This is a genomic window from Azospirillum largimobile (assembly GCF_977007025.2).
On sequence record NZ_CDRMUA020000001.1, the window covers coordinates 2,385,426 to 2,411,599 of the forward strand.

29 protein-coding genes are annotated in these 26,174 nt (G+C 68.4%); 14 read left to right on the plus strand and 15 right to left on the minus strand.

The features are described 5' to 3' along the window. Nucleotides 1–48 precede the first annotated feature (48 nt). Nucleotides 49–1,503, plus strand: coding sequence for a DHA2 family efflux MFS transporter permease subunit (locus tag ACWPKK_RS11275; protein WP_452003834.1), 1,455 nt, complete (start codon nt 49–51; stop codon nt 1,501–1,503). Nucleotides 1,504–1,785: 282 nt separating this feature from the next. Then, nucleotides 1,786–2,676, plus strand: a complete 891-nt coding sequence (locus ACWPKK_RS11280) for a LysR family transcriptional regulator (RefSeq protein ID WP_452004764.1) — start codon at nt 1,786–1,788, stop codon at nt 2,674–2,676. A gap of 306 nt (nt 2,677–2,982) precedes the next feature. Here the strand turns inward: ACWPKK_RS11280 and ACWPKK_RS11285 are convergent, their stop codons facing one another. Beyond that, nucleotides 2,983–3,231 (minus strand): hypothetical protein, encoded by a 249-nt coding sequence (locus ACWPKK_RS11285; protein ID WP_452003837.1) that lies wholly within the window; start codon nt 3,229–3,231, stop codon nt 2,983–2,985. Nucleotides 3,232–3,361: 130 nt separating this feature from the next. Here ACWPKK_RS11285 and ACWPKK_RS11290 point away from each other — a divergent pair, with 130 nt between their 5' ends. The 4 genes from ACWPKK_RS11290 to ACWPKK_RS11305 all read left to right on the plus strand — a co-directional run bounded on the left by ACWPKK_RS11290 (nt 3,362) and on the right by ACWPKK_RS11305 (nt 6,718). Then, on the plus strand, nt 3,362–3,631 hold the full coding sequence (locus ACWPKK_RS11290; RefSeq protein ID WP_194909912.1) for a ribbon-helix-helix domain-containing protein: 270 nt from the start codon (nt 3,362–3,364) through the stop codon (nt 3,629–3,631). Nucleotides 3,632–3,828: 197 nt separating this feature from the next. Further along, a complete protein-coding gene (trhA, locus tag ACWPKK_RS11295; RefSeq protein ID WP_452003840.1) occupies nt 3,829–4,476 on the plus strand; it encodes a PAQR family membrane homeostasis protein TrhA in 648 nt (215 codons plus the stop codon). A 121-nt stretch (nt 4,477–4,597) separates the two neighbouring features. Further along, entirely contained in the window at nt 4,598–6,148 is a 1,551-nt protein-coding gene (locus ACWPKK_RS11300) for a lysozyme inhibitor LprI family protein (RefSeq protein WP_452003843.1), read from the plus strand. 126 nt (nt 6,149–6,274) lie between these two features. After that, entirely contained in the window at nt 6,275–6,718 is a 444-nt protein-coding gene (locus ACWPKK_RS11305; protein WP_452003846.1) for a MarR family transcriptional regulator, read from the plus strand. 418 nt (nt 6,719–7,136) lie between these two features. Here ACWPKK_RS11305 and ACWPKK_RS11310 read toward each other — a convergent pair whose 3' ends face one another. Then, nucleotides 7,137–8,126, minus strand: a complete 990-nt coding sequence (locus ACWPKK_RS11310) for a 2-hydroxyacid dehydrogenase (RefSeq protein ID WP_452003849.1) — start codon at nt 8,124–8,126, stop codon at nt 7,137–7,139. Nucleotides 8,127–8,378: 252 nt separating this feature from the next. Here ACWPKK_RS11310 and ACWPKK_RS11315 point away from each other — a divergent pair, with 252 nt between their 5' ends. Beyond that, the gene (locus ACWPKK_RS11315) at nt 8,379–8,942 is read left to right on the plus strand and encodes an SH3 domain-containing protein (protein WP_452003851.1); all 564 of its coding nucleotides are present in this window, start codon (nt 8,379–8,381) and stop codon (nt 8,940–8,942) included. Between the two features lie 109 nt (nt 8,943–9,051). Continuing rightward, nucleotides 9,052–10,287: an argininosuccinate synthase gene (locus ACWPKK_RS11320; RefSeq protein WP_109075188.1), complete on the plus strand. Its 1,236-nt coding sequence runs from the start codon at nt 9,052–9,054 to the stop codon at nt 10,285–10,287. 68 nt (nt 10,288–10,355) lie between these two features. Here the strand turns inward: ACWPKK_RS11320 and ACWPKK_RS11325 are convergent, their stop codons facing one another. From ACWPKK_RS11325 to ACWPKK_RS11340, 4 genes are all read right to left on the minus strand, one after another. Further along, nucleotides 10,356–11,099, minus strand: coding sequence for an RES family NAD+ phosphorylase (locus ACWPKK_RS11325; protein WP_452003855.1), 744 nt, complete (start codon nt 11,097–11,099; stop codon nt 10,356–10,358). Continuing rightward, complete coding sequence (locus tag ACWPKK_RS11330; protein WP_452003858.1) at nt 11,059–11,439, minus strand: antitoxin Xre/MbcA/ParS toxin-binding domain-containing protein; 381 nt, start codon at nt 11,437–11,439, stop codon at nt 11,059–11,061. The genes ACWPKK_RS11325 and ACWPKK_RS11330 overlap by 41 nt, the downstream gene beginning before the upstream one ends. 117 nt (nt 11,440–11,556) lie before the next feature. Continuing rightward, nucleotides 11,557–12,111: an NADPH-dependent FMN reductase gene (locus tag ACWPKK_RS11335; protein ID WP_452003860.1), complete on the minus strand. Its 555-nt coding sequence runs from the start codon at nt 12,109–12,111 to the stop codon at nt 11,557–11,559. A gap of 40 nt (nt 12,112–12,151) precedes the next feature. Beyond that, nucleotides 12,152–13,192: an aldo/keto reductase gene (locus ACWPKK_RS11340; protein ID WP_452003863.1), complete on the minus strand. Its 1,041-nt coding sequence runs from the start codon at nt 13,190–13,192 to the stop codon at nt 12,152–12,154. Between the two features lie 246 nt (nt 13,193–13,438). Here ACWPKK_RS11340 and ACWPKK_RS11345 point away from each other — a divergent pair, with 246 nt between their 5' ends. Further along, entirely contained in the window at nt 13,439–13,636 is a 198-nt protein-coding gene (locus ACWPKK_RS11345; protein ID WP_194909936.1) for a hypothetical protein, read from the plus strand. 63 nt (nt 13,637–13,699) lie between these two features. Here the strand turns inward: ACWPKK_RS11345 and ACWPKK_RS11350 are convergent, their stop codons facing one another. Continuing rightward, a complete protein-coding gene (locus ACWPKK_RS11350) occupies nt 13,700–14,461 on the minus strand; it encodes an SDR family NAD(P)-dependent oxidoreductase (RefSeq protein ID WP_452003866.1) in 762 nt (253 codons plus the stop codon). 220 nt (nt 14,462–14,681) lie between these two features. Between ACWPKK_RS11350 and ACWPKK_RS11355 the strand changes: the two genes are divergently transcribed. Beyond that, entirely contained in the window at nt 14,682–15,083 is a 402-nt protein-coding gene (locus ACWPKK_RS11355; RefSeq protein ID WP_452003869.1) for a YkvA family protein, read from the plus strand. On the opposite strand, the gene ACWPKK_RS11360 is transcribed toward ACWPKK_RS11355, so the two are convergent. The 7 genes from ACWPKK_RS11360 to ACWPKK_RS11390 all read right to left on the minus strand — a co-directional run bounded on the left by ACWPKK_RS11360 (nt 15,080) and on the right by ACWPKK_RS11390 (nt 22,553). Beyond that, a complete protein-coding gene (locus ACWPKK_RS11360; protein ID WP_452003872.1) occupies nt 15,080–16,036 on the minus strand; it encodes a DMT family transporter in 957 nt (318 codons plus the stop codon). The two genes, ACWPKK_RS11355 and ACWPKK_RS11360, sit on opposite strands and share 4 nt — an antisense overlap. A 241-nt stretch (nt 16,037–16,277) precedes the next feature. Then, nucleotides 16,278–18,080, minus strand: a complete 1,803-nt coding sequence (locus ACWPKK_RS11365; protein ID WP_452003875.1) for a sensor histidine kinase — start codon at nt 18,078–18,080, stop codon at nt 16,278–16,280. 155 nt (nt 18,081–18,235) lie between these two features. After that, on the minus strand, nt 18,236–19,195 hold the full coding sequence (gene lhpI / locus ACWPKK_RS11370; RefSeq protein ID WP_452003878.1) for a bifunctional Delta(1)-pyrroline-2-carboxylate/Delta(1)-piperideine-2-carboxylate reductase: 960 nt from the start codon (nt 19,193–19,195) through the stop codon (nt 18,236–18,238). A 92-nt stretch (nt 19,196–19,287) separates the two neighbouring features. After that, nucleotides 19,288–19,683 carry a lipopolysaccharide assembly protein LapA domain-containing protein gene (locus ACWPKK_RS11375; RefSeq protein WP_310111380.1) on the minus strand — a complete coding sequence of 132 codons (396 nt, stop codon included), beginning with the start codon at nt 19,681–19,683 and terminating at the stop codon, nt 19,288–19,290. 49 nt (nt 19,684–19,732) lie between these two features. Beyond that, nucleotides 19,733–20,014: an integration host factor subunit beta gene (ihfB, locus tag ACWPKK_RS11380; RefSeq protein WP_012972825.1), complete on the minus strand. Its 282-nt coding sequence runs from the start codon at nt 20,012–20,014 to the stop codon at nt 19,733–19,735. Between the two features lie 295 nt (nt 20,015–20,309). After that, nucleotides 20,310–21,587, minus strand: a complete 1,278-nt coding sequence (locus tag ACWPKK_RS11385; protein ID WP_452003883.1) for a pentapeptide repeat-containing protein — start codon at nt 21,585–21,587, stop codon at nt 20,310–20,312. A 6-nt stretch (nt 21,588–21,593) separates the two neighbouring features. Further along, nucleotides 21,594–22,553, minus strand: coding sequence for a hypothetical protein (locus tag ACWPKK_RS11390; protein ID WP_452004767.1), 960 nt, complete (start codon nt 22,551–22,553; stop codon nt 21,594–21,596). Between the two features lie 258 nt (nt 22,554–22,811). Between ACWPKK_RS11390 and ACWPKK_RS11395 the strand changes: the two genes are divergently transcribed. Together ACWPKK_RS11395 and ACWPKK_RS11400 are read left to right on the plus strand one after the other, a co-directional pair. Beyond that, nucleotides 22,812–23,954: a Do family serine endopeptidase gene (locus ACWPKK_RS11395; protein WP_452003886.1), complete on the plus strand. Its 1,143-nt coding sequence runs from the start codon at nt 22,812–22,814 to the stop codon at nt 23,952–23,954. 59 nt (nt 23,955–24,013) lie between these two features. Continuing rightward, nucleotides 24,014–24,784 carry a hypothetical protein gene (locus tag ACWPKK_RS11400; RefSeq protein ID WP_149223927.1) on the plus strand — a complete coding sequence of 257 codons (771 nt, stop codon included), beginning with the start codon at nt 24,014–24,016 and terminating at the stop codon, nt 24,782–24,784. Nucleotides 24,785–24,860: 76 nt separating this feature from the next. On the opposite strand, the gene ACWPKK_RS11405 is transcribed toward ACWPKK_RS11400, so the two are convergent. After that, the gene (locus tag ACWPKK_RS11405; RefSeq protein WP_452003890.1) at nt 24,861–25,127 is read right to left on the minus strand and encodes a hypothetical protein; all 267 of its coding nucleotides are present in this window, start codon (nt 25,125–25,127) and stop codon (nt 24,861–24,863) included. A gap of 441 nt (nt 25,128–25,568) precedes the next feature. On the opposite strand from ACWPKK_RS11405, the gene ACWPKK_RS11410 reads away from it, so the two are divergent. Both ACWPKK_RS11410 and ACWPKK_RS11415 read left to right on the plus strand, forming a co-directional pair. Then, complete coding sequence (locus tag ACWPKK_RS11410) at nt 25,569–25,826, plus strand: hypothetical protein (protein WP_452003892.1); 258 nt, start codon at nt 25,569–25,571, stop codon at nt 25,824–25,826. A 137-nt stretch (nt 25,827–25,963) separates the two neighbouring features. Next, nucleotides 25,964–26,170, plus strand: a complete 207-nt coding sequence (locus tag ACWPKK_RS11415) for a hypothetical protein (protein ID WP_452003895.1) — start codon at nt 25,964–25,966, stop codon at nt 26,168–26,170. The last annotated feature ends 4 nt before the right edge of the window (nt 26,171–26,174 follow it).

Genomic DNA, 26,174 nt, shown 5'->3' on the forward strand with positions numbered 1-26,174 from the left:
GGAACGACTCACATTCGTAGGGTTCCGCTCCCTGCCTGACGGTCCGTCATGTCGCGCGTCACCCCGCTGATCATCGCCTGCGCCCTGTTCATGGAGAATCTCGACGCGACGGTGATCGCCACCGCGCTGCCAGCGATCGCGCGGTCGATGGGCGAGGATCCCCTGCGGCTCAGTCTGGCGATGACCTCCTACATGCTGGCGCTGGCGGTGTTCCTGCCGGTCAGCGGCTGGGCGGCCGACCGCTATGGCGCACGCACCGTCTTCGCCAGCGCCATCGGCGTCTTCACGCTGGGCTCCATCGCCTGCGGCCTGTCGAACGGGCTGGCGGAGCTGGTCGCCGCCCGCATCGTCCAGGGCATCGGCGGGGCGATGATGGTACCGGTCGGCCGGCTGATCCTGCTGCGCACGGTGCCCAAGGACCAGCTGGTGACGGCCATGGCGCGGATGACCCTGCCGGCGCTGATCGGCCCGGCGCTAGGGCCTCTGGTGGGCGGCGCGATCACCACCTACGCCTCCTGGCGCTGGATCTTCTTCATCAACGTGCCGATCGGGCTGATCGGCATCGCGCTGGTTCTGGCGCTGATCCCCAACCTGAAGGAGGAGCAGCGCGATCCCTTCGACGCCCGCGGCTTCCTGTGGAGCTCCATCGCGCTGGCCGCCTTCATGTTCGGTTTCGAGAATGTCGGGCGCGACCTGCTGCCGGCCTATGCCGTGGCGGGTCTGCTGGGGGCGGCGCTGCTGGCGACGCTGGCCTATCTGCGCCATGCCCGGCGGGTGGTGCGGCCGGTGCTGGATCCGTCGCTGTTCCGGCTGCCGACCTACCGCGCCTCGGTGCTGGGCGGCACGCTCTTCCGCATCGGCATCGGCGCCGTCCCCTTCCTGATGCCGGTGATGCTGCAGATCGGCTTCGGCCTGACCGCCTTCGAGTCGGGCGCCCTGACCTTCGCCGGAGCCGCCGGAGCGCTGACGATGAAGGCGCTGGCCGGCCCGATCCTGCGCCGTTTCGGCTTCCGTCTGGTGCTGACGCTGAACGCGCTGGTCAGCGGCGTCATCCTGGCCGGCTACGGCGCCTTCCGCCCCGACACGCCGCATCTGGTGATCCTGGCCGCGCTGCTGCTGGGCGGCTTCTTCCGCTCGCTGCAATTCACCGGCATGAACACGCTGAGCTATGCCGAGGTGCCGCAGGCGATGACCAGCCGGGCCAACACGCTGGCCAGCGTGATGCAGCAGCTGTCGCTGAGCCTCGGCGTCGCCGTCGGCGCCACGGCGCTGCACCTGACCGTGCAGTGGAGCGGCGGCGTCCTGACCCCGGCGTCCTTCGTCCCGGCCTTCCTGACGGTGGGGCTGATGGCCTGCGCCTCCAGCCTGCCCTTCTGGCGCCTGCCCGCCGATGCCGGCGAAGAGATCAGCGGGCACATCGGCGGCGGCAAGTCGGCCGTGGCCGAAGGGGATTCCCGCGGCGCAACGGTCAAGACGGCCGCGCTGACCGATGCGGCGGATTAGCGCCGCCCTGACGGGTGCGGCGGATTAGCAAAACTGGGTCAAGCAGTCCGCCGACCGTTTCCGAGCATCGGCAACAGCCCTATCCATTCTACGGATATCTCCGGATCGCTGAGACTTCGGATGAGAATAATTCCGGCGATCATGATTAATTTTCGTGCGAGTCCCTTTCGGTAGAGCGTGCGTTCCGGGCGCGTTCCCGCTATAAACATGCATGGCGGCCATGCGCCGTCCTCAAGATAATGGGAGGCTCCGGGCGGCTGCGCACCGGGGCGGGACAGCATGATGGATTGGGACAAGCTGCGGGTTTTCCACGCGGTGGCCGAAGCCGGCAGCTTCACGCACGCCGGCGAGACGTTGAACCTCAGCCAGTCGGCGGTCAGCCGCCAGATCAGCGCGCTCGAGGAAAGCCTGGGCGTTCCGCTGTTTCACCGCCACGCCCGCGGGCTGATCCTGACCGAACAGGGCGAGTTGCTTCACCGCACCGCCCGCGACGTCTTCGCCAAGCTGTCGATGACCGAGGCGATGCTGACCGAAAGCCGGGAGCATCCCAAGGGTCCGCTGCGGGTGACGACGACGGTCGCCTTCGGATCGACCTGGCTGACGCCGCGCATCAACGAATTCATGTCGATCTACCCCGACATCCAGCTGACGCTGCTGATCGACGACGACGAGCTGGACTTGGCGATGCGGGAGGCGGACATCGCCATCCGCATGAACACGCCGCGCCAGCCCGACCTGATCCAGCGGCACCTGATGTCGATCCGCTTCCATCTCTATGCCAGCCAGAGCTACCTGAAGAAGAAGGGTACGCCCAAGACGCTGGCCGAGCTGGACAGCCACGACCTGATCACCTATCCGCCGGACGTGCGGGCGCCGATCCCCAACGTCAACTGGATCATGGAAATGGGCGATCCCTCGCCCAGCCGGAAGCCGATCCTGCAGGTCAACAGCGTCTACGCCATCTACCGCGCGGTGGAGAGCGGGCTGGGCATCGGCGCGCTGCCCGACTTCCTGGTCGACAGCTTCTCCAAGGACGTGACCCGCGTCCTGCCGGACGTCGACGGCCCGAAGGTCGATGCCTACTTCGTTTATGCCGAAGAATTGCGCCATTCCAAGCGCATCGCGGTCTTCCGCGACTTCCTGGTTAAAAAAGTGGCAGAAACCCCGTTCTGATCCGGGGCGCTTTCCGACAGTTTGCAAGAGAGTTGCCGAAATCGACTGCGCCGCACCATCTTTCGGGGGTGGCCCAGCCGATTTCGGCATTTTTATTAGCCTTCTAAGGGACCTTTCTAGCCATGCGTGGCTTGCATGGTAGATTTATTCATTTGTGCCTGGAAAGTTGGCAGCGGAATGGTCAAATTTTGACCGTTGGATGCTGCGACGCAGCACCCGATGTTTCGTCCCGGAGGTCTCCCCTCCGGGGTTGGGTCCTCGGACCCAGCGTCTCCCAGACGTGAAGCCTCCCTGTTCAACTCGCCGCTAATCCAATGGGTTAGCGGCGGTTTTTTTTGGGCAGGTGGTCCGGCGGACACTTTGGGCGGGCTGCGGCATTTCGTCCTCTCCCTCCTCCTCCAGTGCCGCCCGCGCGATGGACAGGATGTTGTCCAGGCGGATGACCAGTTCGTTCTCGCACAGGGCCGAACGCGCTGCGGCGGCTTCTTCCATGATGGAACGCAGGGCATTATGTCGGGTCATCGCCACCTCCGATCCGATGGAGCGGGCCGGCATCCGTCCGGCTGTCCGCTGCTCCTGTAACGTGTCCAGCCCCTCCCTCGTTCTCTCGCCTGTGAAAAACTTCACAGCAAGGTCGCAGCGGTTTCGCATACCTGTTTATGCACCAGCAACGGAGGGCTCCCACATGCAGATGCGCAACATCAGGGTGAACGGCAAGCGGACCAGCATGAAGCTGATGCCGGTGGAGTGGGAGTCGCTGGAGGAAATCTGCACCCGCGAGCACATGACGATGAGCGAACTGGTGTCGAAGATCGATGCCGAACGCCAGGATTGCGACAACCTCACCGGCTGCGTCCGCGTCTATGCGCTCTGCTACTTCCGCAAGGCCGCCACTTTGTCGGAGCCGATGCCGCGCCATCGCGCGCCGGAGACCATCGCCTACGCCGCCGAATAACGACGCCAAGTAAAGCTACCAAGTCACGGCGCCGGGAAGCCAGCCGCATCTTCCCGCATAAGCGGTTGGCCCAAACACACCACGTCCGCACCCCACCATCGGATGGTGGCGCAGGTGCGGCAGGCACACCATGTTCGACGCCAGGCCCCTTTCCGGCGGCCGCCTTCCCTCCACGCGTCGATCGAGGTGGTGTGCCGATGCCGGATGCCGACCAGTTTCCCGTCTACAGCGTCGGCGAGCGGCGGGCGGATGCGGTCGTTCATGCCGTCGGCGTCACGGCAGGGATCGCTGGATTCGTCTGGCTGCTGAATGCCGCGGTCCTCTCCGACGCAGTACCCACCCGGACGGCTCTGGCCCTGGCGGTCTACGGGCTGGGGCTGGTCGGCATGCTCACCGCGTCGGCCGCCTACAACCTCGCCCGGCCCGGCTTCGGCAAGGCCCTGCTGCGGCGGGTCGACCATGCCATGATCTTCGTGATGATCGCCGGCACCTACACCCCCTTCACGCTGGGGCTGGGCCAGGGCGTCGTGCTGGGCGGCGCCGTCTGGGGCGGGGCCGCCTTCGGGGCGGCGCTGAAGCTGCGCTTCCCCGGACGATTCCACCGGCTCGGGCTGGCGCTGTATCTCGGGCTGGGCTGGGCGATCGTCACCGCGCTGGAGCCGCTGGGGTCGGTGCTGTCGGCGCCCGCGCTGTGGCTGCTGGTTGCCGGAGGTCTGATCTACACCGTCGGCGTCGTCTTCCACCTGATGGAGCGGATGCCCTACAACAACGCCGTCTGGCACCTGCTGGTGCTGGCCGCCGCCAGCTGCCATTTCGCCGCCGTCACCGTCGCCTTCCTGCCCTGAGATCTTGCTGCCCCGAGATCTTGCTGCCCCAAGATCTTCCTGCCCCAAGATCTTCCTGCCCTGGGACGGGACAAACCGCGGCGGATTCCGTATCTTTCCCGGGCCACAATCCCAGGGAGACATGATGGGCCAGCTGGACCTTACGGGACCGTCGATCCGCCTGACGCTACCGCCGCATGGACGGATGGCGCTCGCCGGCGCGGCGCTTGCCCTTTCGGTCATGGTCGCGGGCGGAACCGCCCACGCGCAGCCGTCCTTCGACTGCAAGGCGGCCTCCACGCCGGTGGAAAAGGCGATCTGCGCCGATCCTAAGCTGGCCGATGCCGACAGTGAGATCGCCGACGCCTACAAGACTCTGCTGGCCCTGTCCGGCGCTGCCGACCGCGAGCGGCTGCGGGCGGAGCAGAAGGCATGGCTGGCCCAGCGCAACCAGTGCGCCACGGTAGGCTCGTCCGTCGCCACCTGCCTCGCTCCGGTCCTCGACGCCCGGCGCACCGCGCTGGCCGAGTCGGTGCCCAAGGCGGTCGCCGCGCTGTCGTCCATCGTCGAGGGCATCGCCGCCGACCCGGCCGGCGCCGGCAAGCGGCTGTCCGAGATCCGCGGCGGGCTGGGCAAGGCGTGGACCGCCTATGCGCTACGCTTCGGCCCCTCCCCCGACCGCGCCAAGGCCGACGCCCTGCTGCGCGAAGCAATCGAGGGCATCGAGGATCCCTATTCGCGCGAGACCGCGTCGGGTGTCGACCTGACGACCGACGAGGGCTTCCTCACCGCTTTGCGGGTGGTCGGCGACGATGTCGAGATGGCGTGGCCCTGCTCGGTGATGGAGCGGCGCGGCGCGGCGGCCTGGAAGGCGATGGAGCCGCTCTACGGCAGCAGCCGCGACAATTTCGGCGCCCATCCCGCCTGTCCGGACGACAACGCCCTGCTCGCCTCCCCCGCCTGGAAGGCGGTGGACGATCTGCTCGCCCCGATGCTGGAGGCCGCGTCCAACCGCACCGGCACCATCCGCTTCGCGACATACCGCCAGATGGGCATCGACCGCATCAAATCGGCGGTCGATCCGCGCCTGTTCCTCGCCGACGCGCCGGAACTGGCGGCGCTGGTCAAGGATGCCGCCGGCTGGAGCAACCCGCGCTGGATCGCGCCGGGCTGGGGCGACCGTCTCCGCGCCGCGGTGGATGGGGCGGTGACTGGCTGGACGCCGCAGATCGCCGGCCGCTACGCCATCGGCACCGCCGAGGCCCGCCGCATCGCCGAGGCGGTGGCCGCCCAGGGGCTGGGCGGCAGCATCGGGCTGATCACCGACAACCTGGAACTCCAGAAGGACACCCGCCTTCCCGATTGGCTGCGCGGCAACTGGAGCTGGACCGGCGGTGCGGAGGACACGCCCTTCAGCGGCCCCGCCGGCAAGGCCCGCATCGACGCCACCAGCATCTGCGTCGGCAGCGAGTGCGACGGCTATGACGTCGCCGGCCAGGGTGAGGACGCCCCTTTCGATACGAAGGAGGTCAAGGCGGCCGGTGTCGCCGCCGCCCCCAACGCGGCGAAGCAGGCGGTCAGCCTCGCGCCTGTGTCGGCCGGCTTCAGCCTGACCATGGTCCCGCTGGCTGGAGGCAATGTGCTGGTCACCGGCACGGCCAAGCCGCTGCTGTTGAAGCGCGAGGGGAAGTAGGGCGGCCGGCCGCGTGGCTTCTCCTGCCCGGGGAACGCGAATCTCTTGCCTGCATCGTTCGGGTAGGCGACACTTCGCGGCGCGTGCTCCGGTTGCGGAGCCGGGCGCGGCTTTCCGGGGGGAGGCATGGCACGGAACCTGAAGGCGCTTGGGTTGTGGCGCACGGCGCTGGTCGCCAGCGTTCGCCAGGACGGGCCGGACCTGTCGGCGCGACAGTTGGCGATCCTGCTCCAAGTCTATCTGACCGATCCGCCGCACACCGTGCGCGGCCTCGCATCCCTGCTGAACATCTCCAAGCCCGCCGTGACCCGCGCGCTGGACCGGCTGTCGGTGCTGGGCTTCGTCAAGCGCAAGCGCGATGCGGAGGACAAGCGCAATGTGCTGGTCCAGCGCACGGTGAAGGGCAGCGTCTATCTGTCGGACTTCGCCGAGCTGGTGATCGCCGCCGGTGCGGTGACGCCGGAGGACATGAGCCGCATCCAGGCCGACGAGGAACTCGCCGCCGCCGCCAAGGCCAGGCTGGAGGCGGAGTTGCAGGACGTGCCGGCGCTGGAAACCTCCGCGTCCTGACGGAGCCTTGGCCGTTCGCCTCGGCCACTCGACGGCAGCACGCATCTCTGTGCTTAGGCCGTCATTCCCGCGAAGGCGCTACGGGATGCACACATCTCGCACTTGCGGAAAATTGTGCAGCTTGGCATTGAGGGAAGCCCCTCTCCCCTTGCGGGAGAGGGGTTGGGGTGAGGGGAGCAGATCTGGTTTCCACCGGCTTCCAGCCGATCGCACCCCTCATCCCAACCCTTCTCCCGCAAGGGGAGAAGGGCTATTCGCAGCCGAAGGCTGCTGTTCTTTCGCAGATGCGAGATATGTGCACGCCGTAGCGCGAAGGCGGGGATTCAGGCATGTCGTTAAGGAATTCAAAGGGCAAGCTGGAGTTCCGCCTTCGGGGGAATGACAGCCGACAAAGCGCCGCTTGCCCTTACCCTCCCCCTTATAGAAGCGCTTCCAGCACGCGGTCGGGCGGGGTGTGGCCGTCGATGAAGGTCTTGATGTTGATCACCACCTTCTCGCCCATGTCGATGCGCCCCTCGATGGTGGCGGAGCCCATGTGCGGCAGCAGGACGACGTTGTCCAGCCGCAGAAGCTTCGGGTTGACGGCCGGCTCATGCTCGAACACGTCCAGGCCGGCGCCGGCGATCTCGCCCTTCGACAGCATGCGGGTCAGCGCCACCTCGTCGATCACCTCGCCGCGCGAGGTGTTGACGATGTAGCAATGCGGCCGCAGCAGCTTCAGCCGGCGTTCCGACAGCAGATGGTAGGTGGCCGGCGTGTGCGGGCAGTTGATCGACACGATGTCCATCCGCGCCAGCATCTGGTCCAGGCTGGACCAGTAGGTCGCCTCCAGCTCCTGCTCCAGCTCGGGATGGACGCGGCGGCGGTTGTGGTAGTGGATCGACATGCCGAAGGCGCGCGCCCGGCGCGCCAGGGCCGAGCCGATGCGGCCCATGCCGAGGATGCCCAGCCGCTTGCCGCTGATGCGGTGGCCCAGCATGGTGGTCGGGCCCCAGCCGGTCCACTGGCCGGAGCGGACCAGCCGCTCGCCTTCCGCCACGCGCCGCGCGGTGGCCAGCAGCAGCGCCATGGTCATGTCGGCCGTGTCCTCGGTCAGGACGCCGGGGGTGTTGGTGACGATGATGCCGCGCTCGCGCGCCGCCTTCAGGTCGATGTGGTCGACGCCGGTGCCGAAGGAGGCGATCAGCCGCAGCTGCGATCCCGCGGACTCGATCAATGCGCGGTCGATGCGGTCGGTGACGGTGGGCACCAGGACCTCGGCGACGGCCATCGCCTCCTGCATCTGGGCGGGGGTCAGCGGAATGTCGTCCGGATTGAGCCGGGTGTCGAACAGCTCCATCATCCGCGTCTCGATGACGTCCGGCAGCTTGCGGGTGACGACAACGAGCGGCTTCTTCTTGTCGGTCATCGGTGCTGGTCCTCCCTTGCCCCGGCCCGCCCGCATCTCATGGTCCTGCGTGGCTGTTCCGGTCCCTGGTTGCCATACCAAGCAGTCGTTGGACTGTCCAGAAGTCCGTCGCGAATGCCCGTCCTGCGGCAGGACGCCCGGCGGTTGGATCGCATCCTCCGATTGGGGGTGGCGGCGCTTGCCCTATCGAACGGGTGGTCTCTATAGTGCGGCCCGATTTCGCCGCTCCCTTCCGCCAACACCGGTGCCGTCATGCTCGTCCGCCGCTCCGTCCTCGCCATGCTGGCCCTGATGATGGGGCTGGGCGCGGCCTGCGGCAGCACGGTCTGCGGCGGCACGGCCTGGGCCGCGGAGAAAGGCACGGAGAATCGCCCCGAAAATCGCAAGGACCCCACCCATGCGTCGGGCCTGCCGATCCCCCGCTTCGTCACCGTGCGCGTCGGCGAGGTGAATCTCCGTTCCGGTCCCAACGGCAGCTACCCCATCGAATGGGTCTTCCGGCGCAAGGACATGCCGGTGGAGATCATCCAGGAATTCGATACCTGGCGCCGCATCCGCGACTGGGAGGGGGCGGAAGGCTGGGTGCACCAGAGCGCGCTGTCCGGCCGCCGCGGCGTCCTGATCGTCGGCCAGACCCGCACCGTGCACGAGGCGCCGCGCAGCGACAGCGCGGTGGTGGCGCGGGCCGAGCCGGGCGTCATCGGATCGCTGAAGAAATGCCGCGACGACTGGTGCGAGGTGGAGCTGAAAGGCTATCGCGGCTGGATGAAGCGCGCCGATTTCTGGGGCACCTACGCCGGCGAGAAGATCGAGTAGGCGTTCCCCGTAGCCGATCGGCGCCCGACCGGCGCCCGCGGGGCTTGAAGGTGGGCGGGAAAGGCCGTACGGTCGCGGCCTTACCTTTCTCTACTGCAAGAGCAGTCCCATGAGCGGCGCGTCCGGCAAACAGATCAAGAAAGTGGTGCTCGCCTATTCGGGCGGCCTCGACACCTCAGTCATCCTGAAGTGGCTGCAGGAGACCTATTCCTGCGAGGTGGTGACCTTCACCGCCGACCTCGGCCAGGGCGAGGAGCTGGAGCCCGCCCGCAAGAAGGCCGAGCTTCTGGGCATCAAGCCGGAAAACATCTTCATCGACGATCTGCGCGAGGAATTCGTGCGGGACTTCGTCTTCCCGATGTTCCGCGCCAACACGCTCTATGAAGGCACCTACCTGCTCGGCACCTCGATCGCCCGGCCGCTGATCGCCAAGCGCCAGATCGAGATCGCCAACATGGTCGGCGCCGACGCCGTCGCCCATGGCGCCACCGGCAAGGGCAACGACCAGGTCCGCTTCGAGCTGGGCTACTACGCCCTGCGCCCGGACATCACGGTCATCGCGCCGTGGCGCGAGTGGACCCTGAACAGCCGCACCACGCTGCTGGACTACGCCGAGAAGAACCAGATTCCGATCGCGAAGGACAAGCGCGGCGAGGCCCCCTACTCCACCGACGCCAACCTCCTGCACATCTCGTACGAGGGCAAGGCGCTGGAGGATCCGTGGGTCGAGCCGGACGAGGACATGTACACCCGCTCCGTCGCCCCGGAAAAGGCGCCGGACACCCCGACCTACATCGAGGTCGAGTTCAAGAACGGTGACGCGGTCGCCATCGACGGCAAGGCGCTGTCGCCGGCGGCCCTGCTGACCGAGCTGAACCGCCTGGGCGGCGAGAACGGCATCGGCCGCCTCGACCTGGTCGAGAACCGCTATGTCGGCATGAAGTCGCGCGGCGTCTACGAGACCCCGGGCGGCAGCATCCTGCTGGTGGCGCACCGCGCGATGGAGAGCATCACGCTCGACCGTGGCGCCGGCCACCTGAAGGACGAGCTGATGCCGCGCTACGCCGAGCTGATCTATTGCGGCTACTGGTGGAGCCCGGAGCGTCTGGCCATCCAGGCGCTGATCGACCAGACCCAGTCGCTGGTCAACGGCACGGTCCGCCTGAAGCTGTTCAAGGGCAACGTCACGGTCGTCGGCCGCAAGTCGCCCAACTCGCTGTACCGCATGGACTATGTGACCTTCGAGCAGGACAGCGTCTACAACCAGAAGGACGCGGAAGGCTTCATCAAGCTGAACGCGCTCCGTCTGCGCCTGGGCGCGATGGCCAAGCAGAAGATCGGGTAAGTTTTGGGGATTGCGGGAGGGCCGGCGGCTCTCCCGCGCCCGTTTTCCTTTGCAGGGCGGACCCGACTTTACAGGCGCGGGTCGTTGAAGCCGGATTTTTCGAAATGCAGGGTCTGGTGCGGGAATTCGCACAGGGCCTGCACGCTGTCGCGGCGCAGGAACAGCCGCCAGCTCTGCCAAGCCATCGGCTCCGGCTTGCGGAACACCGCACAGTCCAGCAGCGCCAGATTGGCGCTTCCCCGAGGATCACGGATCGACGCATAACGGATGGCCTGGACGCCCGCCGCCCGCGCCGTGTCGGCCAGTTCCTGGCACGCCGCGTAATCGGTGGGATGGGTCCAGCGGGCACCATCCTCGTTCAGCGGCTCCGCCGTCAGGTCCAGCCCGCCATCGGTTCCATAAAGGACGCAGAAGGCCGTGTATTCGCCCGGATTGGCCGGCAGCGGCGTATCGGGGGAATCCGCGAAGAACAGCAGCCGGTAGAAGGCCAGTTCGGCCACGGCGGTCGCCACCGCCTCCGCGGCATAGAAGACGCCGGGCGTCCGCCCTGCCCGGCGGAAACGCGATCCGACCGGATACTCCGCATCGTAGCGGAAGGGAGACGACAGCAGGAAGTGCAGCCCCCGGCAACCGGCGGGCACCGGTGGCTTGGTCTGCTCCAGTAGCTCTTCCAGAAGCCCCTGCTCCTCCCAGTCGTCGACCAGCTTGAGGGTGGAGACCTTGTGCTGCGCCTCGACCAGCCGCCACGCCTCGCCCGCCAGCGGGCGCCGCTCAGACGACAGCGCGTCGGCTGTCCAGATACGCGATGACATTCATCAGTCCGGGGATGGTCTGGATCTGCTCCAGCGGTTTGCCGCCCAGCGCCCGGTTGTCGTTCCGCAGCCACGCCGCGGCGACCTCCGCCTCGCCGCCGACGATGCTGTCGAGCGAGCGGTAGAGCCGGATGAACAAAAGCGCCAGTTCGAATTCCTTGCTGCGCTCGGACAAGGGCAGGTCCTTGGTCCGCATGCGCGACAGCGTCGGTTCGGACACGCCGATAACCTTTGCCAGCACGCTGTTGGAAACGCGCAACTGCTCCGCCGCCCGCAGCACCGCCTTGGTGACGACGGAAGCCGCCGCGGGAGCCCTGGTCGCCTGCACCTGAGAGGTCATGGCACACCTCCTTCTCTTGAAAGAAACACTTACATTTCTTTCAAGAGAAGGCAACAGCCCATCATCGGCGAGGTTCCGGGCACCATGGCGGCGAAGACACCCGGCACCTCCGATCCGTCACTTCCCGGCCGCCGCAACCACCTTGTCGATGGCGCCCAGCGCGAACTTCAGCACCGCCTCGTCGGCCAGCTTGCCGTCCTTGATCTTCTCGCCGACGCTGCCGATGACCACCTGGGCGCCGCCGATCAGCTTGGCCGGGATCGCCAGCAGCGTGTCGTTCACCTGCTGGTGCGCGCGCACGCCGCCGGTAAAGGCGGGGGAGTTGGAGATGACCAGCACCGGCTTGCCCACCAGCGCCGACTTGCCGTAGGGGCGCGATGCCCAGTCGAGCGCGTTCTTCAGCACGCCCGGCATGCCGTAATTGTACTCCGGCGTGACGATGACCAGCCCGTCGGCCTCGGCGATGGCCTGACGGAAGGCCTGGACCTCCGCCGGGGCGTCGGGGGTGTCGATGTCCTGGTCGTAGAGCGGCAGGCGCAGGTCGCGGATGTCCATGCTGACGCCGGCCGGCAGGGCGTCCTGCAGCCCGCGCAGGACGGCCAGCGAGTTGGAGTTGCTGCGCAGGCTGCCGGGCAGGCCCAGCAGTTTGGCACGCACCGTTGCATCGGTCATGAAGCGGTTGCCTTTCCTCTTATGGTCGAACCGGTCGATATCAGGCGCTGGCGGGATGGGACGGGCCGCTGCCCGCCCTGGTCCGGGCTATGGAATCCGCGATTTCGTCGAGATCCTCCGGCGTCAGGGTCAGGGTGGCGGCGTCCAGCCAGCCATCAACCTGGGCCGGCGTGCGGGCGCCGACAATGGCCCCGGTGATCGCCGGCCAGGACAGCACCCAGGCCACCGCGACGGCGGCGATGGTGGTGTTGTGCCGCTCGGCGATCGGGCCGAAGGATTGCGCCAGCGCCAGGTTGCGCTCCAGCGCCTCGCCGGTGAAGTTGGCGTTGCTGGACCGCCAGTCGTCGGCCGGCAGGGCCTTCGCCCGCTCCGCCGTGAAGCGGCCGGTCAGCAGGCCGGCCTGCATCGGGCTGTAGACGATGACGCCGGTCTGGTGCGACAGGCACCAGGGCAGTTCCGACGCCGCCACGTCGCGGCGGATCGCCGAGAAGGGCGGCTGCAGGGTGTCGACATGGCCCAGCCGCTCCGCCGCCTCCAGCTGGGCGGCGTTGTGGTTGGACAGGCCAACGGCGCGGACCTTGCCTTCCGTCTTCAGGTCCAGCAAGGTCTGCCAATACTCCTCGACCGCCTCATGTTCGGCCGGCCAGTGCATCTGGTAGAGGTCGATGCGCTCGACGCCCAGCCGCTTCAGCGACGCTTCCAGTTCGCGGCGGATGCTGTCGGGCTTGCCGATCCGGCACGGCATCGCCTTGCGGTCGGATTCGTCCCACACCAGACCGCATTTGGTGAAGACATAGGGGCGCTCGGCTTCCGGAATCTCGGCCAGGGCGCGCCGCACGATCTCCTCGGAATGGCCAAGGCCGTAGACGGCGGCGGTGTCGATCCAGTTGATGCCGCGCTCCACCGCATGGCGGATGGCGGTGACCGACTGGCTGTCGTCCTGCGCGCCCCAGCCGGCGGCCCAATCCGGCCCGCCGATCGCCCAGGCGCCGAAGCCGACGCGGGTGATCGCCATGTCGGTGGTGCCGAAGCGGCGGGTCGGCAATCCCGTCCTGCTGACGCCGTTGCTTGTGGTGCTCATGGTTGCCTCCTCGATGATGGCGCTAACATGGGCTTGGCGGTCCCGGCTTTCCAACAGTTCATAGGCAGATTGCACGTCGGAAGCCTGCGCGGACGATGCCGGTCCGCCTGTGACCATCTTGGGCTCTGACTGTTGATGGAGGCGACGGCTACCCAGTTTGAGGCTACACAAAGGGTGCCCCGCCGGATCAGGCGGGCACCGAATGGATTGACGGCAGGTTCGACCGGAGCGAAGACGGGAGGCGACATGGCGACGCGGCGACTGGATAGGGAAGACCACGTCCGGAAACATCTGGCGCTGATGCTGCAGGATTGGCAGGAGCAGACCGGCCGCGACATGGCGACCGCGACCGCCGACCAGCGGCTCCAGCATTGCACCACCCTGCTGATCGACCTGCTGGGCGAGGCGGAGCGGGCGGACGAAGCCGCCGTTGCCGAAAGCTGAGGTTTCAGGAAGCGAAGGAACGGCCCCGGTGCGGGGCCGCTCCTTGGACCGCGCCCGCGATCCTTACTGCGGCGCCATGCGGATGGCACCGTCCAGGCGGATGACGTCGCCGTTCAGCATCTCGTTCTCCAGGATGTGCTGGACGAGGCGGGCGTACTCCTCCGGCTTGCCGAAGCGCTTGGGGAAGGGAACGGTGGCGGCGAGGCTGTCCTGCACCTCCTGCGGCATGTTCAGCAGCATCGGCGTGCCGATCAGGCCAGGGGCCACCGTCATCACGCGGATACCGTTGCGGGCGAGGTCGCGCGCCGCGCAGATGGTCAGGGCGACGATGCCGCCCTTCGACGCGGCATAGGCGGCCTGCCCGATCTGACCCTCATAGGCGGCGACGGAGGCGGTGTTGACGATCACGCCGCGCTCGCCGCTGTCCAGCGGGTCCAGCTTCGCCATGTCGGCCGCCGCCAACCGCAGGATGTTGAAGCTGCCGATCAGGTTCACCTCGATCACCGAGCGGAAATTCTCCAGCGGCATCGGGCCGTCGCGGCCGACAATGCGCTGGGCAGGCGCGATGCCGGCGCAATTCACTGCGATGCGGGCCGGCCCATGGGCGGAGCGCGCCTGATCGATCGCCCGCTCGGCAGAGGCGCCGTCGGTGACGTCGCAGACCAGGCCCAGCCCGCCGATCTCGTGCGCGGTCTTCAGCACCGCGTCCTCGTTGACGTCCAGCACGGTCACCTTGGCGCCGAGCCCGGCCAGATGACGCGCCGTCGCCGCCCCCATGCCCGAGGCGCCGCCGGTGACGATGGCGGACAGACCCTGGATGTTCATGGCATCTCCTCCTTAATTGCGGCCGGTCCATGCGGGGCGCCGGCCTTGTGTCCAACAGGCTGTGATCGCACTTGTTGTTTGCCGGATGGCTTTGTTTACCAGATGGCCGCCCCACCATACCACACCGTATGGTCGGAGCGCATGGGGTGACGATCCGCGCCGGCCGCGATGCCGGCGGTTTTCTCAAGAAGGGACCAGATCCCGGAGGGTTTCAGCGTCCATGACAGCATCCGTTCCCACCGGCACCGAGTTGACGATTCCCGATCCCGAGCGGGTCGAGCAGGACGAGCGGCTGGTCCGCGGCCGCTTCTGGCCGAAGCTGCGCGCCAACCTGCACCGCATTCCCTTCCTGGAAGAGTTGCTGGCCGCCTATTTCTGCGCGACCGATCCGGCAACGCCCTACCGGGCGAAGGGGATCCTTCTGGCCGCACTGGCCTATTTCGTGCTGCCGGTGGATGCCCTGCCCGACTGGCTGCTGATTGCCGGCTTCACCGACGATGCCGCGGTGCTGGCCGCCGCCGTCCAGACGGTGCGCGCCAACCTGACCCCGGCGCACTGGACCCGCGCAAAGCAGACGTTGCGCGCCGAGACGGCCGGCGGTGAAACCGAACAGACCGGCTAACCGGCCGCCGCCCCTGCGGTTTTGCCTGCCGCCTTGCGCCCGTCCGCCGCGTCGCGGTGCATGGTGTAGAGCGCCGAACCGGCGATCACCAGCGCGCCCACCCAGCCCCACACATCCATGGTCTGGCCGAAGGCGAGCCACGCCACGAACGCGGTGAAGGGCAGCCGGGCGTAATCGTAGGGCATCATCGCCGAGGATTCGGCCAGCGACAGCGCCTTCGTCATCGCCAGCTGGCCCGCAGTCAGCAGCCCGCCCAGAAGCGCCAGCGCGCCCAGCACGCTCCAGCTTGGCCAGGTCCAAACGAACAGCGCCGGCACCAGCGCCATCGGGGTGACCAGCAGGCCAAGGAAGGTGACGATGACCGGCGCGCTGTCCCTGCGGCTGAGCATCCGCATCTGCAGCACGGTGGCGGCGGCGGCGAGGCAGTGCGCGAACAGCGCCAGAAACGCCAGATCGACCGGCGTGGCACCCGGCCGCAGAACGATCACCACCCCGGCAAAGCCGGCACACACCGCCGCCCAGCGCCGCAACCGCACCCGCTCCCCCAGGAGCAGCGCCGCCCCCGCCGTGACGAACAGCGGAATGGCGAAGCTGACCGATGTCGCGGTCGGCAATGGGATATAGGCGATGGCGTAGAACCAGCCGGCCATCGCGCACAGGCTGGTCACCGCCCGCGTCACGTAGGGCCGCAGCCGCCGTTCCGCCAGCACCGACCGGCAGGCAGGCGCGCCCGCCGTCAGCGCCCAGGGCAGCATCCACAGCAAGCTGAACAGGTTGCGGAAGAACACGACCTCCAGCGGGTCCATGACGGTGGAGGCCCAGCGCACCGCCGAATTGCCGATCCCGAACAGCAGTGCCGACAGCAGCATGAAGCCGGCGCCCAGCAGCAGGCGGTTCGCCGGCGCCCGCAGACCGGGCCCCGCATTCATGGGCGGAGAGGCTGAGACGGTCACGGTCAGTCGTCCCTGGAGAGCCGTTTTGGTGGAAGCCGGTCGGTGGAAGCCGTTTTGGGGCCGGTTGCGGCGGCAGGGTCCGGGCCGGTCAGCCGTCTGACGCGTTAGCGCAAACACGAACCGCGCAGAACAGCCCCCGCCTCCGGTGCCGAGGCGATGATCCTCCGACGATAACCGGGGTGACGCAAGCGAAATGCAACTGCCCCAAACGATCATACTCGCGTATGACGTGTGGCGGTCTTCACGATATGGAGCCTGATTGGACCGGCCGGTGCGGCAGGTGGATGGTGAACTGCACGCCGGGGCTGGTGTTCTCCACCGTCAGGGTGGCGCCCAACTGCTTGGACAGGGTGTGGATCAGGCGCATGCCCAGGCTGCGGCTGCGGCGCCAGTCGAAGTCGGGCGGCAGCCCGACGCCGCGGTCGCCGACGATCAGGCGCAACGCGTCTCCACCCGACCGCAGGCTCACGGAAATGACGTTGGCGGCGTCGCGGCCGCTCCCATCCGGCCGGCCGTCACCGTTGCCGTCACCCGCTGCGCCGGCTGCGGCGGACACCGCGACTGCGAGCGGCCGATAGGCATGCTTGATGGCGTTCATCACCAGTTCGTTGGCGAGCAGGCCCAGCGGCACGGCGTGGTCGGTCGGCACCTCCACCGGCTCCACCGCCAGATCCAGTCGCCAGTCCCCCCCTTCGGACCGGGCGGAACGCTCCAGCTCCCGGCACAGCTCGGTCAGATAGTCGTGGAAGGGGATGAAATGGACGTCGTCGACGCGATAGAGCAGCCGGTGGATATCGGCGATGGCCTGTACGCGCCGCCCCGCCTCCAGCAGATGGCCGCTCAGCCGCGGATCGCCCACCGCCTGCCCCTGCAAGCCCAGCAGGCTGGACACCACCTGCAGGCTGTTCTTGATGCGGTGGTTGACCTCGCGCATCAGCAAATCCTTCTGCGCCAAGGCCGCGTCGCGCTCGCCGATGGTCCGCTGGAGCGACGCGGTCCGCTCGACCACCCGGCGCTCCAGTTCGCGCTGCACCTGCCGGGCGGCGCCCGCCTGCCGGAAGCCGAAGACCGACAGCGCCGCCAGCGCCAGCGCCGCCGCCGCCGCCAGCCCGGCATAGGGTGCGATCAGCCGGTGCCACGACGCCAGGACCGGAGCCGTTTCAAGCCGGACGACCACATGCACCGGCCAGCTGTCGACCCGGCGGTGGGCGACGATGACCGTGTCGTCGCGCGCCGCCCCTCCCTCCGGCCGCGCTTGGATCGCACGGCGGGCCAGGTCCGACAGCGGCACCGGATCGGCGGCATTGTCGGGCTCGCGCACCAGCACGTCGAGATCGCCGGACCGCACCAGGATGGTCACCGGCCGGTGGGGAACGTCCAGCTCCTTGTAGAAGCCCGACAGATAGGAGGGATCGATGGTGACCGAGGCCATGCCGCGGAAACGGCCATCCGGTTCCGACAACCGGCGGCTGAGCAGGAAGGTGGCCTTGTTGGTCACCCGGCCGATGATGCGCGGGCCGATATGGGGCTGGTCCACGGCATCGCCCACCCCGGTCGCCCGGCTGTGGAACAGGAAGACATCGCGGTCGGACGCATCGGAAAAGGGCGCCGGAAAGGCCAGCGTCGTCAGCCGCAACAGCCCCGCCCCGTCGTTCAGCCAGATTGCATCCAGGAAGGGCAGGCGGGCGCGCTGGCCGTTCAACTTGTCCCACAGGGCACGCGACCGGGCGATCTCGTCCCACGGGCGCCCGGCGGTTTCCTGGGCCGCATATTCCACCAGAAGGTCGGCGGCGTCGAACAGGCGGGCCGCATGTTCCGCCAGCACCCGGACGGCGGACTCGGCGCGCTCCTGCGCCCCGTTCAGCGCCCGCTCCCGCGATTGCACCCCGACCACCGCGGTGACCAGCGCCAGGAACAGGAAGCCGCAGGCCGCCAGCCAGCCGATGGCCGCCTCCAGCCGCGGCTTGCGGAAGGGATGGACGATGTCCGCAGCCGGAGTCGGGCTCCCGGCGGGCTCGTCAGATGACTGGGCAGGCGGAACCATGCAAGCGGCCGTTCCTTTTCCGCAGCTGCGGATCGCCGCGCCGGATGGCGGACAAGCGGCAAGAATCGCGGAATAGTAGCGCAGGACGAACCGCCGGTAACCCTGTCTTTCGGAGGCGCAGGCCCCGGCGCCGGACAGACCTGTCCGGCAGGTCCCTAGCGGATCGAATCGTTGTGCAGAATCATCTCCACCGCCATCTGGGCGGCGCAGAGGTCGGCCAGCGCCGTGCCCACCGACTTGAACAGGGTGATCTGGTCGTAGAAACGCCGGCCCGCCCGCTCGCCGCGGCTGAGGTCGAACAGGTCGCCGGCGATATCGTCCGCGGTCAGCAGGCCGGACGCCAGAGGCTGGGCGATGTCGCCGGCCTCCATGGGCGTGCGGTCGCGGCAATCGACGAAGACACGGGAGCGGCGGACGCAGCCGTCGTCGGCCTCGCGCATCTCCGGCGTCACTCCGCCCAGCAGCTCCAGATGCTGGCCCGGCCGCAGCCAGTCGCCGCGGATCAGCGGCTCGCGCGCGGCGGTGGCGCAGGCAACGATGTCGGCGCCGCGCACCGCGCCCTCCAGGTCGCCGGTCGCCTCGATCCGGAACTTCGGCCGGTGGAAACGGGCGGCGATTCGCTTGGCCTTCTGCAGGTCGCGGCCCCAGACCAGCACATGGCGGATCGTCCGCACGGCGGTGTGGGCCTCCACCAGCTCCAGCGCGAGCGGGCCGGTGCCGACCACCAGCAGGCGCTCCGCATCCGGCCGCGCCAGATAGGAGGCGGCGAGCGCCGAGGCCGCGGCACTGCTGCGCCGGGCGAGCGCCGCGGAGGAGTCCAGCAGCGCCTGCGGCACCCCGGTCTTGCCGTCAGCCAGCAGATAGACGCCCTGGGTCTGCGGCAGGTCGCCGCCGGCATTGTCGGGAAAGACGGTGTCGATCCGCAGGCCGACCGACTGGTTCACCTGCCAGGCCGGCGCCAGCAGCAGGGTGGCGTCGCTGGACCCGTAGGTCTCCACTCGGTGGCGATGCGGCGGCGGAGCTTCCACGCCGGCGCGGAAGCTCTGCCGCAGCCGTTCGATCAGCATGCGGTGGTGCAGGACGGACCGAAGCTCGGCGGCGCTGACCGTGCGCATGGGACCTCCTCCCGCCGACCGGCACCACCCCCGGCCCCCTCGTATCGAGACGGGCTGGGAGAGGGGAAAAACGACGTCCGGTTACGCCGGCCTCAATGCACCGTCGGCGCGCTGTTCTCGGCGGCCGGGACCGGCAGCCCGCCGCTGGAGCCCGGCAGCGGGCCCGAGACCGGACGGGTGCTCTCGGCCAGCCGCTTCTCCGCGGCGGCGGCGCGGGCCTGCGCCTCCTTCAGTTCGCGCTCCAGATACAGCACGCGGTTGCTCTCGCGCCGGGCGCGGCGGCGGTGGCGGCGCTGGCTGTTCCAGACGATGAAGCCGCCGGCCAGGAAGCCGAGCAGAAGCGCCACCAGCGCGGCCAGATAGACCGGGGTGTCGAGCGTGAAGGGCAGCGGCCACAGCGACAGGGTCACGATGCCGCGGTTGGAGATCGCGAACAGGATCGCGACGAGGGCCACCGGCAGGGTGACGATCCAGGAAATATGGCGCAAAGCGAAGGTTCCTCAGAATTGCGGCGGGGAGAGACGGCCGGCCCGGCGCTCAGTCCGTGTTCAGACGTTCCCGGAGCTGCTTGCCCGTCTTGAAGAAAGGAATGCATTTCTCGCCGACGTCAACCGATTCTCCGGTCCGGGGGTTGCGACCCGTGCGCGCGTCCCGCTTCTTGATGGAGAAGGCGCCGAAGCCGCGCAGTTCCACCCGGTCGCCGCGCGCCAGCGCTTCCGTGATCTCATCGAAGATGGTGCCGACGATCTTCTCGATGTCGCGCTGGTAGAGATGCGGATTTCGTTCCGCCAGCCGTTGGATCAGTTCCGACTTGGTCATGACCGTTGACGTTCCCCCATTCGGTGCGGGCGCTTATGGTCGCGGTGCGCCGCGCTTGAGCATCAGCGTGCCACCGGCCCGCCAAGGCGTCAAGCCCCACCCGTGCCGCTAAACCGTTACGGCACAACCCTTTTTCAGTTCTCCACCTGCCCGGTCAGGGAAGAAACCGCCTCTTGCGGACAGTGCCGTCCGCGGCCGCCGCGGCAATCTCCGGCACGGATCGTGACGGAAATTTGAAAGCTTTCAACGGCTTCGCGAAAGAAATCCGGCCGGATGACAGGATCCGCCGGACGGGTCAGGCGCCGCCCAGCCGCGTCCCCTCCAGGATGGCGCCCTCCAGCACCGCCGAGGAGCGGTCGCAGCCGGTCAGGTCGGCGAGCGTCAGGTCGCTGCCCTTGAGGTTGGTCTCTGCCAGCGACGCGCCGGCCAGCCGCGCCCGCACCAGCGAGGCCCGCATCACCTTGGCCCCGGCGCTGACCAGCAGCATGCCCAGGTTGGCACCGTCCAGTCGGCTGTCGATCAGGATGGCGCGGTCCAGCTTCACCCCGCGCAGGTCGGCGCGGCTGAGATCGGCGGAGCGCAGGTCGGCGCCGTCGAACTGGGCGGCCTGCAGCTGGGCGCCGTTCAGCCGGGCATGGCGAAGCCGGGCACCGGTGCCCTTGGCCAGCGTCAGGATCTTGCCCGCCAGATCGGCCCCCTCCAGGTTCAGCCCGGTCAGGTCGAGTTGGCATCCCTGCTTGCCGCTGGTGCCCAGCCAGATCATGTGCTGGCGCAGCATGCCGTCCAGCTGCTCCACCGGCAGGGCCGGCAGTTCGGCCGCCGCAGCAGTCTCCTCCGGCTCCGGTTCGGGTGCCGGTGCCTGCGGCGGCGTCTGCCGGGCGGCATGGGCCTGTTCGTCGGTGCGTATCGCCTGCTCCAGCCCGGCTTCGTCCAGGCTGGCCCCGTCGAGGATGGCCCCGCGCAGGTCGGAGCCGTTGAGGTCCGCCCCGCGCAGGTCGGCGCCGGAAAAGTTGGCGTCGCGCAGGTCGGTGCGGTCCAGCCGGGCGCCGGCCAGCCGGGTGTTGGTGAAATCGGCCGCCCGCGCGAAGCTGCCCGACAGCTTGGCCCGCGCCATGTCGGCGTTGGTCAGGCGGGCGGACGCCATGTCGGCCGGGCCGGGGTCGAAGCCCACCACCTTCAGCTCGCCGGCGCTGTTGCGGTTGACCATGCTGCCGTCGCGCAGGTCGACCTCCACCATGGTGGCGCCGTCCAGCTTGGCGCCGCGCACATTGGCGCCGCGCATGTCGGTGCGGAACAGCCGCGCCTCCGACAGGTCGGCCCCGCGCAGGTCGGCGCCATAGAGGTCCGCATGGTCGAGAATCGTGCCGCGAAGGTCGGCGTCGCGCAGGATGGCGCCGGCCAGATGGGCGCCGGTCAGGTTGCGGCCGGCCAGCGACAGGCCCGACAGGTCGAAGAAGGGAAGGTTGGCGCGGGCACCGTTCGGGCGCCCCTCGGCGAATCGGACATGGCGCTCGCACACTCGGTCGAGCTGGTCCTGGGTCAGTCGGATGCGGGATTTGCCGTCTTGCGCCATGGCCGGTCACGCGAACAGGGCGTCGATGTCGGCCTGGGAGATCGCACCGCCGCCATCGCCGCCGCCGGGATCGGCGGGAGGCGGAGGCGGGGGCGGGGCCGGCTTCGCGACAGGGGGTGGCGGGGGAGGCGGTGGGGGAGGAGGAGGCGGGGAAGGCGCCACGTCGGCCGGCAGCGGTTCCGCCCGTTCCGCCACCTCGGGCACGCTGGCGAACAGCGCGTCGATGGCATCCTGGCTGACCTCCGGACCGCCCAGCTGCGGACCGTTCAGCAGATGGGCGTCGGGGCGGGTGTCGCCCATCTTGCGGTGCGAGGCGACCTCGCCATGGTGCTGCTCCGGGGCGACGGCCAGCCGCTCGACGCCCCAGATTTCGATCATCGTGTTCACGCGCTCTTCGATGTAGCGCAGGGTGTTGACGACCTTGGTGGTGCGCTGGCCGGTGATGTCCTGGAAGGAGCAGGCGGTCATGATCTCGATGCACCACGCCTCGATCGCGTCGATCCGTTCGGCCAGATCGTCGTCGTCGCGCGGGATCGACATGGTGATTTCCTGAATCTTCTCCGTCGCGTTCAGGATGTCGGTGGTCGCGCGTTCGGTGGCGGCGACGATCTCGTCCAACTCGCCGGTCGCCGCTTCGATCCGGTTGGATCCGGTGTCGGTGGCCTTCAGCGCGGCGATGTCGCTGCGCGCCTCGCGCACCACCTGGGTGATGGCGGTCAGTTCCTGCTGGATGCGCGGGTCCTCGCCCGGCGCCAGGGCGGCGAAGGCGCTAGGAGAAGCGCCGCTCAGCCGGTCGACCTGGGTTTCCAGCTTGTCGACCAGCCGGTGGAAATCGTCGGAGGCGACGACGCGGCTGCGCCGGTCGCGCATGCGCAGGAAGGCGCGGCCCCGCGCCGTCTGCGACAGGGCCTCCTCCATCTGCAGATACTCTTGCTCGGTCAGTTCGAGCAGTGACCCGCCGCTCATCGCGCTCAACCCATCGTCCTGCAGCCGCGCGTCCCCGCCATGCCGGGGGCTGCGCCAGCCTTGTCCTATACCACCGAATTTCTTTACCGGGAGTTTCCGCCGCCGCCGCGCTATCATTCTTCCCCGTGGATTCGACCGTCGGCGGGTGGCGGAAGCACCGGGGGACGGACAGGCTTGAACCCCCTTCCTTTTTGCCCCAAATCAGCCCGGTCGGTGACGGTCTCCGAAAGAAACTCCCCTCCAAGAAAGGAAGAAGCCATGAAAGCGGTGGTGCGTCCGGTGGTGTTTGCGGCTGCGGTCGGGATGGCTGCGCTGGCCGGCGGCGCGCTGGTCGCACCGGCCGATTCGGCGCTGGGCCGGGTCGGATCCGCGGTCGGGCTGGGCGCTTCGCCCGCCGCGGCGGCGCTGCCGCTGGGTGCGGTCGGCGGCGGCACCATTGCCCCGATGCTGGAGCAGGTGACTCCGGCGGTGGTGAACATCTCGGTGCTGAGCCAGGCACCCCAGGCGGAAAACCCGCTGCTGCGCGACCCCTTCTTCCGCCGCTTCTTCAACCTGCCGGACCAAATGCCGCAGGGCCGCCCCCAGGTCAGCGCCGGGTCCGGCGTGATCGTCGACGCCGCCAACGGCTATGTCGTCACCAACAGCCATGTGGTGGAGAACGCGCAGGAGATCGCGGTCACGCTGAAGGACCGCCGCCGCCTGCGCGCCAAGCTGATCGGCCGCGATGCCGCCACCGACATCGCGCTGCTGCAGATCAAGGCGGAGAGCCTGACCGCCCTGCCGCTCGGCGACTCGGACCGCGCCAAGGTTGGCGATTTCGTCGTCGCCATCGGCAACCCGTTCGGGCTGGGCCAGACCGTGACCTCCGGCATCGTCTCGGCGCTCGGCCGCAGCGGGCTGAAGATCGAGGGGTACGAGGACTTCATCCAGACCGACGCCTCGATCAACCCCGGCAATTCCGGCGGCGCGCTGGTCAATTTCCAGGGCGAGCTGATCGGCATCAACACCGCCATCATCGGCCCGGCCGGCGGGTCGGTCGGCATCGGCTTCGCCGTTCCGGTCACCATCGTCCGCTCGGTGATGGAGCAGCTGCGCGAATATGGCGAGGTGCGGCGCGGCCGGCTGGGCGTCGCCATCCAGGACCTGACGCCCGATCTGGCGGAAAGCATGAACCTGAAGGGTGACGAGGGCGCCCTGATCGCCAAGATCGAACGCGGATCGCCCGCCGACAGCGGCGGCCTGCGCAGCGGCGACGTGGTGGTGGCGGTCGACGGCCGCGCCATCCGCAGCGCCACCGATTTCCGCAACCGCATCGGTCTTCTGCGCGTCGGCACGCCGGTGCAGTTGACGGTGGTGCGCGACGGCGGGCAAAAGTCGGTGACCGTCCGCACCCAGCGCTGAGGTCCTTGCCAGGGCCCGGCGTCGGGTCGCGGACAGCAGAGGAGCCACCCCGTACCGGCATGATGCGTTCCAACCCACCCCGCCGCCCGGCCGCCCCGCCGGCACCCACGCCCGGCCGCAGCGCGGCCCAGCGCCAGCGCGAGATCGCGACGCTGCTGATGCGGCTCGACGCCATGCTGAAGCAGTCGGCGGAGCTGGCCCAGACGGCGCGCGAGCGGGTGTCGGTCGGCGGGCTGGCCCGCTACCGACGCTTCAGCCGGCGGGTGCGCGATTTCTTCGCGCTGGCGGCGCTGACGCAGGAACGGCTGGACGCCGCGCCGGAGGAGATGGAGGATCTGATCGATCCCATGACCACCGCGCTGGAGCGTCTGCACGCCCGCATGGTGGTCCAGTTCGTGGAGGGCAGCGCAGGCTTCTTCTCCAGCTTCGCCCGGGTGAAGGCCCTGCCCATCGGCACCCACGAGATGTGCGGGGTGGAGCTGCGCGGCGTCCTGGAAATCCGCAAGTTCCTCGACGATCCACTCTATGAGGGGGAGCGCGGGCAGGCCCTGCGCGCCGAGACCGACCGCATCGCCGCCCTGATCCGCCGCGTGATGGACCGCATCCCGCCGCTGCCCGACTTCGGCGACGAACCCAGCATCGGCCCGCGCGGCACGCTGAACAGCCCGCTGAAGGGCCCCAACGCCCATATGCCCGCCGGCCGCAGCGTCGCCCGGCCGGCCGCGCCCCGGCCCGCCGGCATGCCGCCCGCCGCCCCGCCGGCGCCGAACCCCAGCACCGAGGTCCGGTCGCTGAGCCTCGACCAATTCGAGGACGACGAGGACGAGTGAGCGGCCATCCGGGCGGCCCAAAGGGCGATCAGGGAGGCGGCAGTGCCGCGCCCTTGGGTCGCTCGGCCTCGATGCCTCAACGGCGATGCTTTTTCCCGTCCTCCGCGGTCAGGGCGCCGACCGCAGCGCCGGCTGCACCGCCCAGCAGCCCGCCATAGACCGCGCTGCCGCCGGTGACCGCACCGATGGCGGCACCGCCGGCGGCACCGATCGCTCCGCCGGTCAGGGCACGATTCTCGCGGTGGTTCAGGTTCGAACAGCCGCCGAGCAGGGTCGCACCGATCAGAAGCGCCGTCGCCCCGGTGGTGGCCCTGGCGGTAAAAATCCGCATGGTCGTCTTCATCGCTCTCTTCCTTCAAACACAGGCGTGGCCGCCGGGTGCCCTTCTCGGGCTCCCCCTGCGGCCATGCTTATGTTTGGTGAGCGGCGCCGAGCCGTGCTGTGACCATTTCGGGGTAACGAACCCACCCGTTCGACGTAGCCTACTTCGTTCGCGTGAAAATGATTTTCGAAGATGACGGGGAATGGAGGACAAGACTTCCCGGAGGCAAGCCGATCTTTTTTCCATGATTTCAATATGGTTACCAAAGGGTGTGGTAAGACCATTTGAATTGTTTCCGTTCGATAACAAATAATTACAACTTTCTGAATGAACTTGCGGCGTGACTTGGTTAGGACATTGCTTTTCCCCTGAAGCATCGTGCTCATGGGGAGACAGAGATCGGCTCCTTGCGCGGGCATGTCGAAGCCACGCAAAGAAAGGCCGGCACAGGGAAGAGCAGAGATGACGTTCAACGAAAAGCACCATGACGATGGCCGTCCACCCGATCGGGACCGGTCTACAGCCCGGCCGATGGGCCGGATCATCGAGATGGCGTTCAGCGGCCTTTGGGTCATCAAGCGGCAGGGTATGCTGACGGAGGTCGGCGGCCGCCTCTATTGGCCCGACCGCCAGTCTCTGGAGCGGGCAGCGGCCCAGGCCGGCATTCCGCTGTCGGACGTCGTGGTCCATACCGGACGCCTGGACGCCGACTCCCGATAGGGGACGGGCTCCACCCCTTCCGGGGGATGGAACCGCGACGAAGGGACAGTTGCACGGACGGGGGGCTTCTTCCAATATCCGGAGTGCGGACAAACATCTGGTATGGACTGTCCACAATCTCCGTTTCATTGGGGCCCATGGAAGACATCGACCGCCAAAGAACGCTGGATTATTTCGAACGGCTGGGGAAAGAGCGCGTGCGCCTTTATACCGCCATCAACTGCGAGCGCTTTCTCGGCGACTGGCAGGTCCGCGAGTTGGCGGACGAATGGCTCGATGCCAAGAATGCGGAAGACACGCCGCAGCCGCTGTGGCGGCGGCTGCTCTCCGACCGCCGCCGCTGACGCT

What these genes read in the sequence shown, in the direction of transcription:
- ACWPKK_RS11290 (WP_194909912.1), top strand. Translation starts at nt 3,362, where the DNA reads ATGCAGATGCGCAACATCAGGGTGAACGGCAAGCGGACCAGCATGAAG.
- ACWPKK_RS11330 (WP_452003858.1), bottom strand. Translation starts at nt 11,439, where the DNA reads ATGACCTCTCAGGTGCAGGCGACCAGGGCTCCCGCGGCGGCTTCCGTC.
- ACWPKK_RS11405 (WP_452003890.1), bottom strand. Translation starts at nt 25,127, where the DNA reads ATGAAGACGACCATGCGGATTTTTACCGCCAGGGCCACCACCGGGGCG.
- ACWPKK_RS11400 (WP_149223927.1), top strand. Translation starts at nt 24,014, where the DNA reads ATGATGCGTTCCAACCCACCCCGCCGCCCGGCCGCCCCGCCGGCACCC.
- ACWPKK_RS11350 (WP_452003866.1), bottom strand. Translation starts at nt 14,461, where the DNA reads ATGAACATCCAGGGTCTGTCCGCCATCGTCACCGGCGGCGCCTCGGGC.
- ACWPKK_RS11320 (WP_109075188.1), top strand. Translation starts at nt 9,052, where the DNA reads ATGAGCGGCGCGTCCGGCAAACAGATCAAGAAAGTGGTGCTCGCCTAT.
- ACWPKK_RS11305 (WP_452003846.1), top strand. Translation starts at nt 6,275, where the DNA reads ATGGCACGGAACCTGAAGGCGCTTGGGTTGTGGCGCACGGCGCTGGTC.
- ACWPKK_RS11340 (WP_452003863.1), bottom strand. Translation starts at nt 13,192, where the DNA reads ATGAGCACCACAAGCAACGGCGTCAGCAGGACGGGATTGCCGACCCGC.
- ACWPKK_RS11280 (WP_452004764.1), top strand. Translation starts at nt 1,786, where the DNA reads ATGGATTGGGACAAGCTGCGGGTTTTCCACGCGGTGGCCGAAGCCGGC.
- ACWPKK_RS11415 (WP_452003895.1), top strand. Translation starts at nt 25,964, where the DNA reads ATGGAAGACATCGACCGCCAAAGAACGCTGGATTATTTCGAACGGCTG.
- ACWPKK_RS11275 (WP_452003834.1), top strand. Translation starts at nt 49, where the DNA reads ATGTCGCGCGTCACCCCGCTGATCATCGCCTGCGCCCTGTTCATGGAG.
- ACWPKK_RS11300 (WP_452003843.1), top strand. Translation starts at nt 4,598, where the DNA reads ATGATGGGCCAGCTGGACCTTACGGGACCGTCGATCCGCCTGACGCTA.
- ihfB (WP_012972825.1), bottom strand. Translation starts at nt 20,014, where the DNA reads ATGACCAAGTCGGAACTGATCCAACGGCTGGCGGAACGAAATCCGCAT.
- ACWPKK_RS11395 (WP_452003886.1), top strand. Translation starts at nt 22,812, where the DNA reads ATGAAAGCGGTGGTGCGTCCGGTGGTGTTTGCGGCTGCGGTCGGGATG.
- ACWPKK_RS11355 (WP_452003869.1), top strand. Translation starts at nt 14,682, where the DNA reads ATGACAGCATCCGTTCCCACCGGCACCGAGTTGACGATTCCCGATCCC.
- ACWPKK_RS11390 (WP_452004767.1), bottom strand. Translation starts at nt 22,553, where the DNA reads ATGAGCGGCGGGTCACTGCTCGAACTGACCGAGCAAGAGTATCTGCAG.
- ACWPKK_RS11410 (WP_452003892.1), top strand. Translation starts at nt 25,569, where the DNA reads ATGACGTTCAACGAAAAGCACCATGACGATGGCCGTCCACCCGATCGG.
- ACWPKK_RS11365 (WP_452003875.1), bottom strand. Translation starts at nt 18,080, where the DNA reads ATGGTTCCGCCTGCCCAGTCATCTGACGAGCCCGCCGGGAGCCCGACT.
- trhA (WP_452003840.1), top strand. Translation starts at nt 3,829, where the DNA reads ATGCCGGATGCCGACCAGTTTCCCGTCTACAGCGTCGGCGAGCGGCGG.
- lhpI (WP_452003878.1), bottom strand. Translation starts at nt 19,195, where the DNA reads ATGCGCACGGTCAGCGCCGCCGAGCTTCGGTCCGTCCTGCACCACCGC.
- ACWPKK_RS11325 (WP_452003855.1), bottom strand. Translation starts at nt 11,099, where the DNA reads ATGTCATCGCGTATCTGGACAGCCGACGCGCTGTCGTCTGAGCGGCGC.
- ACWPKK_RS11285 (WP_452003837.1), bottom strand. Translation starts at nt 3,231, where the DNA reads ATGCCGGCCCGCTCCATCGGATCGGAGGTGGCGATGACCCGACATAAT.
- ACWPKK_RS11310 (WP_452003849.1), bottom strand. Translation starts at nt 8,126, where the DNA reads ATGACCGACAAGAAGAAGCCGCTCGTTGTCGTCACCCGCAAGCTGCCG.
- ACWPKK_RS11345 (WP_194909936.1), top strand. Translation starts at nt 13,439, where the DNA reads ATGGCGACGCGGCGACTGGATAGGGAAGACCACGTCCGGAAACATCTG.
- ACWPKK_RS11315 (WP_452003851.1), top strand. Translation starts at nt 8,379, where the DNA reads ATGCTCGTCCGCCGCTCCGTCCTCGCCATGCTGGCCCTGATGATGGGG.
- ACWPKK_RS11335 (WP_452003860.1), bottom strand. Translation starts at nt 12,111, where the DNA reads ATGACCGATGCAACGGTGCGTGCCAAACTGCTGGGCCTGCCCGGCAGC.
- ACWPKK_RS11385 (WP_452003883.1), bottom strand. Translation starts at nt 21,587, where the DNA reads ATGGCGCAAGACGGCAAATCCCGCATCCGACTGACCCAGGACCAGCTC.